Origin of the sequence: Stieleria varia (assembly GCF_038443385.1) — a bacterium.
Lineage (GTDB): Bacteria > Planctomycetota > Planctomycetia > Pirellulales > Pirellulaceae > Stieleria > Stieleria varia.
Window position 1 is genome coordinate 1,558,969 of sequence record NZ_CP151726.1, and the last position, 16,842, is coordinate 1,575,810.

Consider the following 16,842-nt stretch of genomic DNA (forward strand, 5'->3'; position numbering starts at 1 on the left):
AGTGACTGTGGGTGCCGGAGGCGAGTCGCTCCACGGATGGTGACAGTTTCTGCAGGGAAATCTCGCAAGAAAACGGGAATTCCAGGGCTGCCCAAGACGTCAATCCGCCTGAACGACCGCCGGGCAAGCGATCCAGTACAGTGTCCCGATCAGTGTAGCGATCCGTCACCCCAGCGGCAATCAGCGACCACTGATTCTCGTTGCACCGGAATCCGGCGTTCCGGCACACCGGCGTGCGTCGCCCCTGTGCCCCCGCGTCACTGTTTTTCGTTGACGATTCGACGAATGTCCTGGTGGACGTGGGACTCGGCCGCAACATCCGGCATGCGGGGCTCCCAAGGCCGGTAGTTTCGATTCAGCGGTCCTTGGAATAGTGGTGTTGTGGATTGCTCGTACTTGATGCATTCGTCGGGCTCGCAGAACTGCGGGCAGGCGGCTGTCTCCAGTTCCACGATGTGGGGCACCAATGCGATGATGATTTCCGATCGAGAGCGAACGGCTTCGCGCCGCTGGAAAAATTTCCCCACGTGCTTCACATCACCCAACCACGGCAGCTTGCGAATGATCGTCCGGTCATCTTCTTGGATCAGGCCACCGATCACGATCCCTTGGTGGTTGTTCAGCAGAACAGAGGTCTCCAGTTCACGAGACTCCTCCTCCGGCAGTTTGGTATCCGGGTTGATCGCACCGCTGCTGACCTTGGGTTTGACGTTGATCATCACGTGATTGTCGCGGCTGATGTAGGGCAGCACGTCCAGCACCACCCCGGTTTCCAAATACTTGACGTCCTGGATGGTTGACGTCTGGGTCACGGTGGCGACGGAGAATCCGAGCTGTTGTCCGACTTGGATGCGAGCCGATTGCCCATTGATCACCATCACCCGAGGTGACGCAAGCGTTTTGGCGTCGGTTGTCGTCTGCAACAAGTCAATCAACGACTTGACATTTGATCCGTCGATTTGGGCAAAGAACAACGGGTTGGAATCGGTCGTGACTGGATCAGCCAACCCGAACGAGCCCACCTTCAGGTCGCCGCCCAGGATGGCGTCCAAGTTCACGCCGTGTTTCATGTCATCCTTCAGTTCGACTTCCAGCACATGAGCCTGGATCATCACTTGACGCGGCGGCTGATCGGCTTGGATCACATAGCTCTCCACGCGAGCCAACGCGTCGAGCGTATCGATGACGATCAACGCCTCTCGTGCTTTGAGCTGATCCGCCGAATCGATCTTGGAAACGTAGGCATTGCCGACCGGAGACAGTAGCCCCTGAACGGCCGCCTCCAACGATTCCCCACGTGCATAGTCGAGCGTGAACATCCGCAGCTGAGTCGATCCCTCGGGAAGGCTGTCGATCGGATAGACAAAGATCAAGTCGCCTTCGTACTGTGCCGACAAGCCGCAGAGTTTCAGCACGCCTTGCAGGGTTTGTTCCGGCGTCAGGTTTTCGACATTCGCCGTCACCGTGCCTTCGACTTTGGGCGCGACCAGAATGTTCAAACCGTAGCCCTTGGCCAGCATCTCCAGAACCGTACGCACGTCCGCGTCGGCAACATTGAGCGAAACCAAGTCATTGGACGCTGGTTTTGCCTGCGTTGTTTTGAAGGGCCACTGCATTGCAACTTTTGCTGCCGCAGACGAATCCTGAACACCGAACTCATCACCGAGTCCCGTCAAATCCCTCGATGATGCGTCGACAAGGCCGTCCACGTTGGCCACCTTGACCGGTGGATTGCTCTCGGGCAAATCGTGGTCCACCGTACTGGAAGCAGTGCTTTGTACTGTTGACGATGGCGTCGTCGTCGTTGGCGTCGTTGATTGCTCTGCGGTTTCTTGTCCCGACTGATCATCACCGTTGATGCGGAACGCGACGGGGCGAGTCGTGACGACGTGGGCTGGGCGATCCGAGTTAGCGGAATCGACGGTTGCAACAGACGTGGCCGCTATCTGGACCGGTTGATCGGTCACCATCGGTTTTGCTTCGATGGATTCTGCTTTTTGCTTACGCGTGTCGCTCGCCGCAATGGCGACCTGCCCCGTTGCCATGTCGACGCGTACGGACGGCTTGCGTTGCTCAGCGGATTGTTTCGCGAGTTGCTCCGCTCGCTGTTCAGCAAGTTTTTCCGCCTTACGTTTGTCTGATTCAACGGCGGCCACGAACATCGGGTTGACTCTCGAGCGAGGCAATTGAAACTCGGGCTCGTCATCTGCGAGGTTGTCGGTGTGGGATTCGCCAGAGGAGGATTCGCCAGAGGACATGACGCTCCGTGACGCTTGGGCGGTCACGGCCGTCGTAGCGTCGATTCGATTGCTGTGTTCATTGCTGGGCGTTTCCAACACAGGCTCCGCCACCGCCGGAGTCGAAACAGCAATCTGCGCTGCAGGCTCGGTTTTCACCACCGACGTTTCGTTTGACTCAGCGGCTGGTTTGTCTGTGGACGCGGCGATCACCGGGGGAATGCGCTGGGGAAGGTTCTCAATGGCGATTTTGTCGTCTTGCTTAGGAGACGCCGGTTCACTGTGTAAGTTCGCCGGAGGTGGCTCCACGGAAACTCTTTCGGACAGACTGGCCGTTGGTTGCACATCCAACTTGGACATGACCACATAGTCGTTTGCGTGCAGGACGCTTTTGCTCGGTTTCAGGACCGTGGCGTCGGCGGTCGTGGTGGGAACGTCGGTTCCCGTCGTCGCTGCATCCGTTGCACTGTCCGTAGAAACATTCGTACTTGCCGGTTCCGTTCGGATGACACGACGAGAGGAGACGAGTTTGGGATCCTGCAACACGGGGATCCGCAGTGGCAACGCATCGGAGTCATCGTCGTCATAGGCTGCCAGCAGCACGAGCCCAAAGATGTTGTTCCGCTTGGCTTCCGATGCAGCCCAGGTGGAGTGAATCCGGTCGGCCCAGTTGCCACTTGTCCCGATCTGAATTTCGTCGTAGGCAATGGTTCCCTCTGCGGTTGCTTTGTCCGACTGGGCAATGGTGGAGTTCGGCGGTGGCGTGATGATGTCTTGGTTATTGCCCAGCCCGCCTGCATTGATGACACGTTGATCCGACGATGGGCTTTCGATCTGACGCGATGCTGATGCGATGGATGCGGCCAACTGGGCACGCTCGGTTTCACTGGCGATCACGTTGACCAGCAAAGGCATCAACTGCGCATTGCGACGTACCCGTGACAGCGATTCCAGCCGAGTGATCGCCAAATCAGCTTCGATTTGTTCCTGGATCATGCGATTCAAGAACGAATCAGGTCGTGGATCCAACGTTTCGCTTGTGCTCCATTGACCCTCTGCACCACCGGCGGCGTTGGCGTGTATCACGCTCATCAAGACGATCACGGACATGAGGCACCACCACACGAAGGCATAGAGGGGCGCATACGCGGACGTCTGATTGCTGTCACCGAACGACGCCAGACGCGCAGAGGCACTCTCTGTGTGGCGCACAGGCAAGCGTAGCCCCAGGTGTTGATGAACGCCGAAGGCTGGTGGAGCAGTTGCTGTGTCTCGATTTCGATCCATGACGACGTTCTCGTAACCTTTGCGGAGGTTTTCGCTGCCGATCCAAGATTCCGTCCCGTGATGACTTTGAGGAAGGTGTGAGTTCCTTCATGAGTGATCCCGATACGCTCTCTGGTTCAACATGGGCGGTATGCACAAGTACGCATCACATACGAATGGCTTGTACGCCGCGTACCGTTGGGATCGGTCCGATGGGTGATCGGGGATAACCCTTAGACGCCGAATGAGAGGGGAGTATCGATCAGATGGCGGGATTCCTCGGAACGATCCAGATGAACCCTACGATTGTCAGAGCAGGGCTAATCGTTACAGGTTGCCAAGTGTCGTCTCACTGTGGACACGTCGCCTTCGAAAAGACTACAGCCCTTCAAACGCTTCTTTGTACGGCACCATGATGACCGAGACGATGCGGAAGATAAAGAAAATAATCGCAGCGGCGACCGTCACCCAAACCACTGCAGTCGCGATTCCCGAAAGCGTGCCCATTGCGATCTTGGCGCGTTCCTCGTATTCGTTCGCAATGGTTCCGATCGACTCAGACTCTGTCCCTGAGATTTCAGAAATCTCAACCATCTGCAATAGATCCTCGGGAAACACGTTGGTCGCAGCCAAACCGCCCGCCAACGTTTGCCCACCGTCGCGAATCGCGAGCTTTGCTTTTTCGGCCCCCGCGCTGTAGTACTCGCTGTCAGTACTTTCCAGTCCCAAAGCAATCGATCGAATGGGATCCAGTCCGGCTCCTAATGCCAAAGACAGTGTGCGAGTGAACCGAGCCAAGGTGATCGTACGAACGGAGTTCCCCAGTTTTGGGATCATGTAAAAAACGGGCAACAGGTTTTGCACGCCGCCGACATTCTTGACAAATGCAAAATAGATCGCCGCCAGAAAAGCGGCAACGATCGCAATGTAGCCCCAGAATTTTAGTACCCCTGATTCACCACGCAGACCTAAACCGAGAATATCGGTCATCTCTCCGCCACCCGGCGGGCTCAGGATCCCCATCAACCAGATCACCAACGACAAGACAAAGATCGCCAGGACCAACTGAATGCTCGGCCATATGATCGACTTGACGAACTGCCGCCTCAAAGAGAGTTGCTGATCATAGTGATCGGCCAGGGTCAAGAACGTCGTTTCGATCTTTCCCGTCTCCTCCCCCACGTGCACGAGGGACGCCATCAACGGCGGAAAGAACTTGTTGTCGCGTTTCATCAAGTCGCTGATTTGCTCACCTTGCAATACGCCGGTGATCAGATTTTCAATCGCCTGCCGTTGACGTGCCGAGCCGTGCTGGGCCTCTGCGCGCAACAGCTTGACCAGATCAGCTCCGGCACGAAGTCCTACGCCCATTCGACGGCAGAATGTTGCGGCAGCGGTGAGTTTGATGCGTTGAGAAAACACGATGAGCCAACCGACAGAAGCGACAAGAAACGTATTTGATATCGTTCCATTGTGATCGCTGGACCGGCCGAAGTGAAACCCGGGCTGCAATCAGTTTTCTGTCATGGTAGTCGCTGAGCCAGAATTCTCGTTTTTGCTCGTCAAAGCAAGCTCTTGAAGCTCGAATTCCCGCAACATATCTTCGAGCTGTTGCAGTTGCTCGCCGGCCGTCTGGGCAAGGTCCAAGAACATCATTTTCTTGCCCGCTACCTCACACCAAGTCGGCGAATTATCCCCGAGGACCTCCGTGCGAACTTGGAATCCGATTCGTTTGGCCGCCTGGATCCGCTGCTGCAATCTTTGCACGACATTCACACCGTCGAAGTCGCCACCGTGAGGGGCTGCCCCAGTCATTACCGGACTTTGGACCGTTTTTCTGCTCGGTTGAACATGCCCGCCGGCGGGCGTCGGATTGCTAGCGATCATCGTGGTATCCGTTCTGCGTGCGGTGGCAATCTATGCGGGGACTGGGTGACCGGGTGTAGCAAATCGCCTGCAGCGTCGATAGATCGCTGTATTGCCCTTGCTCATTGCACACAGCGTTTTTGCCGAAAAACCAAGTAGCCTCATGCAGACGACATCGAATGCCTCGACCAACTCGCCCCCGCCAGCGATCGTTCATGATCAGCAGCTCGCAATTGAGCACCTGAAATCGCAACTCAGGAAATCGCAGTCGATGGCGGCACTGGGTGAATTGACCAGCACCGCGACACACGAGTTCAATAACGTGCTGATGACGATCATCAACTACGCACGTTTGGGGATCCGGAATCGGGATGACGAAAGCCGCGACAAGGCGCTCAGCAAGATTCTGGCGGCATCCGAGCGGGCCGCAAAGATCACGACGACCATCTTGGCCCAAGCCCGCAACCGCAGCGAGTCGCTTGAGCCGACCGATCTGGCAGCGATCATCAGTGACACGCTGGTCTTGCTCGAACGGGAGATGAACAAGTACCGGATCTCGGTGACCACTCAGTTCGATCCCGAAACCAAGCCGGCCCTGGTCAGCGGAAATCAAATTCAACGCGTGCTGCTGAACTTGTTGATCAATGCCCGCCAAGCGATGGGCGAAGGCGGGGAGTTGCTGGTCCGCCTGCAACCCAGCAGCGAGAGTGGATACGTTGAATTGACGGTCCGGGACTCAGGCAGCGGGATCCCGCAAGAAACCCTGCCGAATATCTTTGACCCGTTTTTCACGACCAAGAGCGGGCCGGATGAGTCCGGAAAGGGCGGTACGGGACTCGGCTTGGCGGCGTGCAAGGAAATCATCGACGCTCACAGCGGAAGGATCCGCGTGGAAAGCACCGTCGGCGTGGGAACGGCATTCACGATACGCCTGCCGATCGCAAACGGAAACCAAGCCGCGGCATGAGCGGCCCACCGTAAGGCACCAAGCAGTGCAATAGGCCCGGCCGCTTATGCGTCACGGCTCACTGGAAACACTCGTTGCTGGTTAGATGATGTCCAGCAGTTCGACTTCGAACACCAGCACTTCGTTGGGGCCGATCGCTCCGCGGCTGCCGTTTTCGCCGTATGCCATTTCCGATGGGATGTACAGCATCCACTTGTCGCCGACTTTCATCTTTTGCAACGCTGTTTGCCAGCCTTTGATGACGCCGCCGACGCGGAATTCAGCCGGTTCGCCCCGCTGAACGCTGCTGTCAAAGACTTGGCCGTTGATCAGTTGCCCGGTGTAATGAACACGGACCGTATCAGAGGCCGTCGGTGAGGCTCCGTCACCTGACTCGATGACCTTGTACTGGATGCCGTCCTGCAGCATCTTCACGCCTTCTTTCTTGGCGTTCTGAGCAAGCCAAGTCTCGCCCTTTTCCTTGTTCATCTTCTTGAGGTTGGCCAGCATCTCGGTGTGCCGCTTGTTCAAGAGCTCTTCCAGTTGCTTTTGCGTGGCAATCAATTGCTCGTCTGTCATCGCGGGGACTTGCTCAGACAACGCGTCCATCACGCCGGCGACCAAAGCACCCGCTTGGATGTCTTCTTGCGTCATGCCCTGTCCCAACAGTTGCTGTCCCATGGAAAGACCGATGAAATAGCCGACCGGGTTCGTTTCAGCGGCTTTGGCTGATTCCGCAGACGGTTGCTCCGGAGCTTTCGGGTCATCGGCAAAGGACATCGTAGAAACCAAGAGCAAGAGGAAACCGAACGCAGCGGCAAAACGGAGAGTGAATCGCATGGACATGGAGTGAGTCGCAAAACAAAGGGACAGGATCGGCCAGGCGGGCTTGAGAGCAAGGGCCGAAAAAGGGGGAGGTCATTGAGCAGCAGTCAACGCTAGCAACCCGTTAAACGGACCGTCGCCGAAGTCATCAAGAGCGACGCTTTGGACAGTAAAGCTTTGGACGCGAAGTTGCGTTGACACAACGTAGTATATCAGCCGACTCGTTTTGCGAAATCACGCCCAGGCAGTTTGTGACCCGGTGACCCACAAAAAAACGACCGGGTGTCGGAAACAAATCCGACACCCGGCCGCGTAGATTTCAAGAGCGAATCGGTCCGCAGCGAACTAGTTTCCCAGTCCTCCGCCGCCCAGGCCACCGCCGCCGCCGCCCAGACCGCCGCCACCTCCACCGCCGAGTCCACCCAGACCACCGCCGCCTCCGCCACCACCACCGGTGGTACCGGTACCGTCGACGAAATTAAAGGTCGCGACGTCACCGATCTGCGAGAAGAAAGGTTGGGGAGTGATTCGGACATAACGTCGGTCGGCCGAAATGATGGCCAAGCCGCTCAGCGAGGCTCCTTCGGGCAGAATCGAAATGTCAGGACGAAATCCGACCGCGTTGCGACCGAAGAATGGATTGATCGGGTTGGCCACGCCGCCACCGGTCAATCGTTGCACGTCGCTGAACAGGTCGCTCAGCACTTGTGCCGACGCGTCGTTGTTGCCAATGAATTGTCCGAGCATTTCGTCGTTCATTTCCCGTTGGACGTCACGCAAGTGCGCCAGTTGGGCTTCGCCGATCTTTTCTTCTCGCTGACCTTCTTTGACGGCGAAGGTGACCAACGCGTCTTTCTCGGTGAGCGGGATGTCTTGGCGAATGAAACGTTGAGATTCACGTCCGGCGTCGGTCAAGATCTCGACCGAAACGGTGCCGGTTGCAACGTTGCCCCAAACGCGTCGCAGCAGCATGCGATAGTTGCCGCTGAAACCCTTGGGGCAAATGTAGGTTTCCGAGACCGCACCGGTGTCGTCTTGGGAGCGACCGGGGAACGCGTCGCCAAGAAGGGTTCCTCCACCGGCGGTGGAAAGGTTTTCTAGCGAACAAACGGTGCCGCTGGGTTCTTCCACAACAACATCGATATCGGCGTCGCCCGTCCACGAGACGCGAACGATGACGTCATGCGACGAGGCGAGTTTCAGTGTCTTGCTGAACGCTGCGGCTTCTTCCGTTCGGCCTTCTTCGATCATCCGTCCGTAGGTCGCCCGAGCCAACAAGCGAGCCTTTTCGGCAACCGGCTGAAATTTTTCCGGCCATGCTTGCGACAAGACGCCTTTGCACGCCCAAGTCAGTCCGGCGACATCGTCCATCCGTTCAGCAATACGCAGGCCCATGACATAAGGCTCGCGTCGGTACTCGTCGATTTGAGAGACACGTTGGCAAAGCCGTAGCGCTGCTGCGTCGCTGCCGATGTCTTCCAAACGAGCGGCGACGTTCAAGACGTCTTCTGGGTTTTCGGCAAAGTCGACTGCAGAGAGCAAGGCACGCTCGACTTCGCTGGTCGGAGCCCCGGTCGCTTTCAACGAAATCGCGTAGGCCTGGTACATCCACGGTTGCACGTGGCCAGCCGAGATGGCCGCAGCGATCACGTCACGTGCTTCGCTGAAATGTCCAAGAGCCTTCTTCTGGTCGCCCGATTCGTCTGCCGCTGTGGCTTTGACGGACAACTGGCTGACCGTAGCACGGATCTGTTGATCCAGCAGCGTCAAATCTTCGGCACTGTTGATTTCCACGTCCTCAAAATGTTGCTGCCAAGCCTGCAAACGGGACTGGCCTTCCGTCGCGGTCACGGTCAATGGCATGGCGTTGACGATCGCTTTGTTTGCGGTCGTGCTGCTGGCGGAAGTGGCCTCGGCGGACGCTTTGGACTGCAGGGAGATGTCATCCGGCACGGCGAACGCTCCGCCGCCGCCCATGCCACCACCCATCATCCCGCCGCCCATTCCACCGCCGCCCATGCCGCCGCCCATGCCGCCGCCCATTCCACCACCCATGCCGCCGCCCATACCACCGCCCATGCCGCCACCACCACCCAGTTGAATGATGGGCACGACCAGGTCACCGACGGGATAGACTTTGTTGACAAGGTTGGTTTCGGCTGCTTCCGTGGTCGTCACCTGCATGACTTCGTCTTTGATCATGTAGGTCAAGTCCGACTCACGCAGCATCAGACGCAGGAACGATCGCAGCGAAACGTTTTTCAGGTCGATCGTGACAGGTGTGTCGACGCTCAAACCGATTTCTTCCAAAGCGCGACGGTCAACGATGATCGGGATCTGGTGTTGATCACTGATCACCTTGACGGCTTCCACCAAAGGCGTGTCCACGAACGTTTGGCTCGTTTCATCCGACAAGGCCGATTCGATGCGTCGTTCGACCTCGCTATCACCGACCAATTCAATCGCACCGTAGCGTTCCAGACGTCGACGGCTCATCCGCTGCCAAGCTTCTGCCTCGGGATAGACCACCGGCGGATCATCGACAAAGGGAATGTTGCTCTTGAGCACCAGCGAGAACGCATCGACAAAGTTACGTTCGCGAAGCGCGCGATAACGTTGGTCTCGGGCGTAGGTCTGCAACGCCAGTGGTTGGTAGGTGAAGTGACGACCGGCTACCGAGTCACGGGTGATCGAGTCACCGGCAATCGCCGCAAACTTCAACGACACTTCGCCGTCGGCTTCTTCATAACGTTCTTCGTCGATCAACGCGTTGAGCTGTTGAGACAGGGTCTTCAAAGTCGCTTCGCGTCGGAACGTGGCTTCCAGCAACCTTTGGCTCGAGCGGGCGGCCTCTTGCGTTTGGATCAAGTTCTCTTGGGCCTCGGCGTAAACGGCTGCCGCAGCACTAGCGGCTTGGATGGCCGATTGCAACTTGGCTTCCAAGTCGCTGCGAACCTTGGGGTCCACGTCGGGCAGGTTTTGAACGCGAGCAAGCTGAGCCTTCAGCATTCCAGGAACGTTCGTGGGGTCCTTTCGCAGTCTTCGCTCTGCTTCACGCAGTGCCGCGTTGACTTCCGCACGCAACAAACCCTCCATCGCACGGCGATCGGCACGAACACGGTCGATCAGACCGCTGCCACGCTCCAGCAATTCGTCATCGCCCACCAGTCCGCCGGCAAACGGAGCGGGCGGGGCAGCGGCACGAGGCGCGGCTGCGCGAGGTGCTGGTGCCGGTGCGGCTGGCCCTGGCGCGGCTGGTGTGGCTGGTGCCGGTGTGTCAAAAACATTGTCTGCAGGAACATTGTCGGCGGGCGCGTCCGCCGCTGGTTCCGCGACCATCGGGGCTCCAAACGGATCGTCGCCCGCTGCGGGAGCTGGCGTCGTGTCGGCGCCACCGAATGGATCGCCGGCACCGCCAAATGGATCGTCTCCGCCCGCAGCAGGTGCCGCACCGGCGTCAGCCGCGGGTGCACCACCGAAGATGTCGTCAAAGGGCGATGCGTCAGGGTTTTGAACGACCAAACGATTGCCGCTGACCTTTTCCAGTGACAATGCCTCCGGGTTGCCCGGGTCGGCTTCCAAAGCCATCTCGGCGACGGCCTTGGCACCACGCTTGTCGCCCCGCTGCAATGCCAACTTGCCGGCACGCACCAATTCCTCAGAACGCAGTGCCATCAGCTTTGCCGTTTCGCGTAGCATCGCGGAGTTGCTGGTGGGCAACATCAACCCGTCGGTTCCCGCGACCATCGAGACCAAACCTGGCAAGAATGCAAAGTCGGGGTGACTGGGCTCGATTTCAGTTGCAGCAACGATACGAACCGTTGCCGCAGGCGTGCTGCCGGTCAGCTTGAACGTCCCCATGCCTTTGCTCAATGCGGTGCGTCCGATCAAGATCGAATCGCGATCCACACGCAATGGTGGCAGGCGTTTGCCGTGAATCGTCGTCATCGTGGGCAGCAGCTCGGCGTTCTGTAACCAGATCGCGGACATCTTGGCCGAGTCGCCAACGCTGCGAGCGATCGCTGCGGGCGTGTTGCCGTCAGCGGAATTCACCAAACCGACGACGCCGCCGGTTTGATTGGCGAGGATTGCCATCAGTTCGACGTTGCGAGTCGGTCCGACCGCGATGCTGTGAACAGAAATGTGATCCGCTCGCAACGCGTCAACGATCGCCGCGAACCGATCACTGTCGTGCGTGCCATCGATCGAGGAGCCGTCACCGATGTAAACGATCGAACGTGTGTGTGCTCGGGGTTGCCCGGTCAACGCCGCACGTGCGGTGTCCAGGACGGCGACCAAGTTTGTGTTGCCAAGGGGCAGTCGTCGACTCAGACCCGCGATTGCATCGTCGGTGGTCGGCGAGGAAGCCGCGTCGAATTGCCCGCTCAACGCAATCGCGTCGACGTCTCCGGCAAAAATGCGAACGCGGTCGTTGGCCCGAAGCTGTTTCAGGACGCCTTTGAGCGCGGCGACCGATTCCTTACGGAACTCGCCGACTTGGCTCGCTGATGTGTCCACGACGACGACCACGTCGGCATCGGGATCCTGAACCGCGTGCATCAAAGCATCATCCGCGGTGGGTTGAATCGACGCGGCAAAAAACACGTCCCCGCCAGGCACTTGAAAGCTGGCGACACGAACGTTTGCCCCGTCTCCTTCGGCAGCGGTGCTGACTGCATGAGGCAGCAAACAGGCTCCGACGGCGGTCAAAAATACGGCCAAGTGGTGTGCGACGTCTCGCATCTGCAAATTCTCCGCGGTGGTAGAAAACACGCCGAACGTGCTTTCCTCGGGTAAACCGACGCGACCGAAATACTTTCGGCCCATCCAGCCCGACGAGCCTCCCTGTGAAACTCCCCTGGAATAGGGTGCTGCACAGCCGAAACCGTCGGCGGTTTGAGTTGGTCAAGGAAAAGGGAAATCGAGTAGATCTCTCAGCAGAGTTTATTTCCGCTGAAACCTTCTCGCTACGATAAAAACGACCTTTCGAGCTGTCTCCGCAAATCTGCGGCTGATTTTGACTGTTGCATTTTGCTACACCTGTCTCAAAGTAACGCAACAGTCCGACTCGAACGACCGTTTCCCCCTGTGCTTTCCATTAGAAAGCGATTCCTATGCCAAAATCGGCAGAGAGTTGAGCCCGTCCGCCCAAAAACTGGCAACGCAGCCAGAATTGGTCCGATTTTGATCCCGAGGACGGCGGGCGGAACCGTTTCGCCCGGGCACCGACATCGTTTGACGCCTAGTGCATCGTCCAGTCTTAGAACGTGGGTTCGGTAGATGAGCCGTTTTGGCGTTAGCCACGGTTTTCGTGACACAACCGTGGCTAACGCCAAAACGGCTAACCCCAAAATCAAGACCGGACGATGCACTAGCCGCAGGCGCCAGTGCCGCTGCCAACCGGATTGCGCCGCAGAGCCAAACGCCGCTTCCGCTTCCGCCTGCGGCTGCGGGTCAAACGCAACTGGACGAACCGTGGGAAAGAAATGACTCACAATGAACGCCGAAACGATGGGCCATTCTCGTGGTCGACTTACCGGTCAGTTCTTGCGGTCAAACTGCAATCGCAACGCGATCTTGCCGTCGCTGCCCGTCAACGACCAAGCAAACGACTTGGCATCCGCTTGTCCCAGCAAGCCAGCGATCTGCGTCCCATCGTCTCCCACCAGGGTCATCTTGCCATCGCTGATTGCGGCCTTGCCCTTGGACACCGTGGTCTTTCCTGCCTTGGTGTGAGCCAATTGAAACCGGTTGTTTTCGTCCAATCGAATCGCGAACGCTTCCGTTTCACTCCGTTTTGCCGACCAAGTTCCTGCCAAACTGACGGGCTTGTTGGGCTCCGTGGCGGTCGAGTTGCCGGTGGTAGACGTCAACCTGGTCGGCTGGTTGGTTGGCTGAGTTGTGGGCTGAGTTGTGGGCTGAGTTGTGGGCTGAGTTGTGGGCTGAGTTGTGGGCAGTGAGACCTGGGGCACGCTCGGTTTTGTCTCGACGTTGGCGTCCGCAATGGCGATGGATGTCTCGGCAGACTTGGGGGCGTTGCTGTTGGCGAGCAGCAACTGGGATTTTTTCATGGCGAACCACGTTTCACCACTCCCGGTCGCGACGGCGGTCACGCGATCGATCGCGTCGCTGATGTCCTGGTTGCCAACGGATTGGTTGCTGATCCAGTAACGCAGCACGATCAATTTGGCGGGGCGGTCATACACCACGCTCAATTGGGGGTGCTGGGCGACTTCGCCCAGCAAACTGGTCAGCTTGATCACATCGAGTTTTGATTCGTCGACGACTTTCACCAACGGCATCTCGATCTGAATGCGTTTGGATTCGACTTCAACGAAAAAGTACGTGGGAAGTTTCCAGTTCTTTTTTAGCACCTCGATGACCACATCCGGTCCAGCGGTCTGTGTTTGAAAGCCGAGGGCTTGCAAGCGATCCATCATGGTCTGCTTGTCGGTGATCGATTGCTGGGAGCCTGATTTGGTGGTGGACACTTCGGCAGCGTCGGACGCGGAAGCCGGTTCATCGTCGACAACGACTTGTGCCATCGAGATTTTGCTGAACAGATCGGCTTCGGCGGCGGTCGCCGGCAGGCAGGAAATGCAAGCAATGGGCAGTGCAGCGAGGATCGCGAGGAATGATTTGGCGCGTTTCATGGCAATCGCAGTGTTTTGAGGGCCGACAAACAGTTCAGTCCGATGCCAGGCACCTGACTGAGATGCTCAGCGGCCCCCATCGGCGTTTGTTACAGAAATTGACCTCGTTTCTGGCATTTGGACTGCGTTTCTTGCCGAATCCTTGCCGATGCTCACCTTGTTGGTCGCTAAAACGCGTCTACACTGACATACGTGAGACTTGAAGAAGACTCACGCGCTTTGGTCTTTCCAATTCGGCAGAGGGATCATTTATAGGGTTCGCCAAAGTCACTTAAAGGCTTGTGCCGTAGCACGCTGAGACTTTCGCGTTTCTCCCAGCGGCTCCATTTTGCCGCCGACGGATCAAAGCAACTAGCCGGTCGACAGTTCCCTTGTGGTTCATGTCGCCCGGCTTTTTTTATGCGCCGCCGCACCGGTTCCGTCGTGCCCGTCATGCGTCTATCGTTTTGTGTTCAAACTGCCATTACACCACCGCGTTTTTTTCAACCACTCTCTCATGTCTGACGAACCGAACGGGTCGAATGAGTCGAACGACCCGAATGAGTCGAACGGGGCGACGCCGAAACTCGCACCCACCCTGCGACTGTCACGTTTCGGACTCGTCGTCGCGTTGGCTGGGATGGTCGCGACCGGCTTGCTGGTGTACGCGATCTTTCCCTCCAGTGTGGGTGGCCCGCCGTTGCCGGTGGCGGTTCGTTTGGAAAAGCAGCCGGTTCAAACCACTGCGGGCGATCGCGCGTTGTTGACCGAAGTCATCGCGGTGCAAAACATCGCCGACCACGAGCTAAAGAAAATCGCGATCGAAATCAACGGACAGTATTTGATGTTCAATGAAGCCCCATTGGTCGCAGGCGATTCACTGGTACTGCCGTTGCGTGTTTTCACCGACAAACGTAGCAGCCAGCGATACGACCCGATCCGCTATCCGGTGGAGGAAGTGATCGTGCGAGGCCAGTTGCCCAGCAACGCCCGCGGCGTGAGCGAGTTTTCGTTCGCAGCGGAGGAACCAGAATAGCGCGCTCGCAGCATCGATGTAGCTTAGGATCGCTTCCTCAGTAAATGGCGTAGTGGATTTCGCCAGGAATCCCGTCGTCAAGGAATTCTGGCGAATCCCATTACCACGTTTGTCAGTTGTTGTTTAGTCGCGATATCGATAGTGGCGTCCCAGCGACCAGAGGCTGACGAGCCACATGGTGCCGAACATCAGCGGTGCGACGGTGGGTTGATAAGCAGCCAGCAGTGCAACGACAAAAAAGCCCAGGCCAAAGAGCGCTGACCCGCCCCAGACGTGACCCGCCATCGCAATGAATCCGAATCCGCTCAGCGCCGATGCCAACGGAAAGAGGGTGAGGTGCTCGATCTTGTTTAGAAAGAGCATCACGTTGACAACGGCCAATGCAGAAATGTATCCCAGCCAAATCGACCAAACGGGACGTTCTGCCACGGTGCGTGGCAGAATGGAACCGCTACGGACGTGATAGATCCAGGCAAAGATCACGGCAAACATGGTGAATCGAGGCAGCCAATACGCGGCCCACTTGGGGAAATCGTTGATCGCCAGAAAAAAGATCGCCACGTGTGTCACGAAGATGACCGCGCCGATGATGAACAAGGTTGCCTGCCACGCTTCGAACTGTTGCTGATGCTGGTCGCGTCGGATTTCACGCGCGACGCGATCAATCAACCCGCTGCTGGTGGCGAGTATTTCTTCGCCGCGCAAGAAACGATCCAAGTCCTCCGCCATCACCGACGCGGTGGAGTAGCGTTGGGACGGTTCGCTCCGCATCGCTTGAAGACAAATGTTTTCAAGGTCCGCAGGGATTTCGCGGCGATACTGTCTCGGTGCCTCGGGTTCTTCTTGGACGACTTTCTGCAAAATCTCTGCCGCGGTTTTTCCTTCGTGCGGCGGATGCCCGGTCAACAAGGCATACAGGATCGCGCCCAACGAATAAACGTCGGTCGCCACATCACCTGCTGATTGCCCGGATGCTTGTTCAGGGCTCATGTAGTGGGGCGTCCCCAACACTTGACCCGTCCGCGTGATCATCGTGCCTTCACGATGCCATTTGGCCAAGCCGAAATCGGTGACCAACGGCCGATCGTCCTTGCACAGCAGAATGTTCTCGGGCTTCAAATCACGATGCACGATTCCTTCGTCGTGCGCGTAGGCGACCGCCCGAGCGACGTCACGCACGATCCTTGCTGAGACGGTGTCGTCAAAGGTCGGGCGATTGACGTGATGTTGCAACGTCGGTCCTTCCACCAACGTCATGGAAAAGTACTCGTAGCCTTTCCATGATCCGATCTCGTGGATCGAAATGATGCCGGGATGATGAAGCCGCGCAGCCGCTTCGGCCTCGATGCGAAACCGTTTGCGTTCCTCGGCACCGGCGAGCAAGCCGGAGCTGATCAGTTTCAAAGCCACCGGGCGTTGCAATCCCTGTTGCCTGGCACGGTAGACCACACCCATCCCGCCCCTGGCGATCTCCGCTTCGATCTCATACGGTCCGACTTGGGTTCCCACCAAAGACGTCGGTTCGGGCGGCGGTGTGTTTTCCATCCAGTGGTGGTTGCGAAAAAACGACCGCAGTTCTTCCGCGTGCTCCGGATTGGCCAACAGATAGTCCGCCGGATCGGGGCGCTCTCCACGTTCCAAACGCTCGACGTAGTCCGCCATGATCACGTCCAGCGGATCATCGTCGGCTCCGGATTCGTCGTAATGGGTCGGGGATTCGCTGGCCATGTGGGCAGTATAACGTGCGTATACGCTCTCCAGCGAACCTTTGACGAGGACAAAGTGATTTCGGTCGGCCTCGGCGCATGCTTTGCCACTATTCGGGCTCTATGCTCGGATGATCGTCAGGAATCTCGCTGATCGATCGATGGCGATGTTCCGCTGCCTTCCCAGAGCGACCCTCCCAATCCTCCGCCATCCACTCCTCCCTGCCGTGTGCTAAAGGCGTCCCGATGGAAATATCGCTCCTCTTGCTTGTGCTCTTTTTGTTCTTGTGGGCGATCGTCACGCTTGTCGGTCATGCAACATGGGTCT

10 protein-coding genes are annotated in these 16,842 nt (G+C 57.8%); 2 read left to right on the plus strand and 8 right to left on the minus strand.

Features of this window, described 5'->3' with window-relative positions:
* Positions 1-257: 257 nt before the first annotated feature.
* The 3 genes from Pla52nx_RS05475 to Pla52nx_RS05485 form a co-directional block, all read right to left on the minus strand.
* Positions 258-3,347 (minus strand): type II secretion system protein GspD, encoded by a 3,090-nt coding sequence (locus tag Pla52nx_RS05475; protein ID WP_231741889.1) that lies wholly within the window; start codon positions 3,345-3,347, stop codon positions 258-260.
* 534 nt (positions 3,348-3,881) lie between these two features.
* Positions 3,882-4,925 (minus strand): type II secretion system F family protein, encoded by a 1,044-nt coding sequence (locus Pla52nx_RS05480; protein ID WP_231741890.1) that lies wholly within the window; start codon positions 4,923-4,925, stop codon positions 3,882-3,884.
* Between the two features lie 90 nt (positions 4,926-5,015).
* On the minus strand, positions 5,016-5,390 hold the full coding sequence (locus Pla52nx_RS05485; protein ID WP_146519545.1) for a hypothetical protein: 375 nt from the start codon (positions 5,388-5,390) through the stop codon (positions 5,016-5,018).
* A 142-nt stretch (positions 5,391-5,532) separates the two neighbouring features.
* On the opposite strand from Pla52nx_RS05485, the gene Pla52nx_RS05490 reads away from it, so the two are divergent.
* Positions 5,533-6,336, plus strand: a complete 804-nt coding sequence (locus tag Pla52nx_RS05490; RefSeq protein WP_146519546.1) for a sensor histidine kinase — start codon at positions 5,533-5,535, stop codon at positions 6,334-6,336.
* An 81-nt stretch (positions 6,337-6,417) separates the two neighbouring features.
* Here the strand turns inward: Pla52nx_RS05490 and Pla52nx_RS05495 are convergent, their stop codons facing one another.
* The 3 genes from Pla52nx_RS05495 to Pla52nx_RS05505 form a co-directional block, all read right to left on the minus strand.
* On the minus strand, positions 6,418-7,155 hold the full coding sequence (locus Pla52nx_RS05495; protein WP_261344239.1) for an FKBP-type peptidyl-prolyl cis-trans isomerase: 738 nt from the start codon (positions 7,153-7,155) through the stop codon (positions 6,418-6,420).
* 330 nt (positions 7,156-7,485) lie between these two features.
* A complete protein-coding gene (locus Pla52nx_RS05500) occupies positions 7,486-11,883 on the minus strand; it encodes a VWA domain-containing protein (RefSeq protein ID WP_197454515.1) in 4,398 nt (1,465 codons plus the stop codon).
* Positions 11,884-12,680: 797 nt separating this feature from the next.
* Positions 12,681-13,793, minus strand: a complete 1,113-nt coding sequence (locus tag Pla52nx_RS05505) for a hypothetical protein (RefSeq protein ID WP_197454480.1) — start codon at positions 13,791-13,793, stop codon at positions 12,681-12,683.
* A 496-nt stretch (positions 13,794-14,289) separates the two neighbouring features.
* Here Pla52nx_RS05505 and Pla52nx_RS05510 point away from each other — a divergent pair, with 496 nt between their 5' ends.
* Positions 14,290-14,808: a hypothetical protein gene (locus tag Pla52nx_RS05510; protein WP_146519547.1), complete on the plus strand. Its 519-nt coding sequence runs from the start codon at positions 14,290-14,292 to the stop codon at positions 14,806-14,808.
* 123 nt (positions 14,809-14,931) lie between these two features.
* Here the strand turns inward: Pla52nx_RS05510 and Pla52nx_RS05515 are convergent, their stop codons facing one another.
* Both Pla52nx_RS05515 and Pla52nx_RS05520 read right to left on the minus strand, forming a co-directional pair.
* The gene (locus Pla52nx_RS05515; protein ID WP_146519548.1) at positions 14,932-16,536 is read right to left on the minus strand and encodes a serine/threonine protein kinase; all 1,605 of its coding nucleotides are present in this window, start codon (positions 16,534-16,536) and stop codon (positions 14,932-14,934) included.
* A 116-nt stretch (positions 16,537-16,652) separates the two neighbouring features.
* Positions 16,653-16,829: a hypothetical protein gene (locus Pla52nx_RS05520; protein ID WP_197454481.1), complete on the minus strand. Its 177-nt coding sequence runs from the start codon at positions 16,827-16,829 to the stop codon at positions 16,653-16,655.
* Between the last annotated feature and the right edge of the window lie 13 nt (positions 16,830-16,842).

What these genes read in the sequence shown, in the direction of transcription:
- Pla52nx_RS05475 (WP_231741889.1), bottom strand. Translation starts at nt 3,347, where the DNA reads ATGTCCGTGATCGTCTTGATGAGCGTGATACACGCCAACGCCGCCGGT.
- Pla52nx_RS05485 (WP_146519545.1), bottom strand. Translation starts at nt 5,390, where the DNA reads ATGATCGCTAGCAATCCGACGCCCGCCGGCGGGCATGTTCAACCGAGC.
- Pla52nx_RS05490 (WP_146519546.1), top strand. Translation starts at nt 5,533, where the DNA reads ATGCAGACGACATCGAATGCCTCGACCAACTCGCCCCCGCCAGCGATC.
- Pla52nx_RS05495 (WP_261344239.1), bottom strand. Translation starts at nt 7,155, where the DNA reads ATGCGATTCACTCTCCGTTTTGCCGCTGCGTTCGGTTTCCTCTTGCTC.
- Pla52nx_RS05500 (WP_197454515.1), bottom strand. Translation starts at nt 11,883, where the DNA reads ATGCGAGACGTCGCACACCACTTGGCCGTATTTTTGACCGCCGTCGGA.
- Pla52nx_RS05505 (WP_197454480.1), bottom strand. Translation starts at nt 13,793, where the DNA reads ATGAAACGCGCCAAATCATTCCTCGCGATCCTCGCTGCACTGCCCATT.
- Pla52nx_RS05510 (WP_146519547.1), top strand. Translation starts at nt 14,290, where the DNA reads ATGTCTGACGAACCGAACGGGTCGAATGAGTCGAACGACCCGAATGAG.
- Pla52nx_RS05515 (WP_146519548.1), bottom strand. Translation starts at nt 16,536, where the DNA reads ATGGCCAGCGAATCCCCGACCCATTACGACGAATCCGGAGCCGACGAT.
- Pla52nx_RS05520 (WP_197454481.1), bottom strand. Translation starts at nt 16,829, where the DNA reads ATGACCGACAAGCGTGACGATCGCCCACAAGAACAAAAAGAGCACAAG.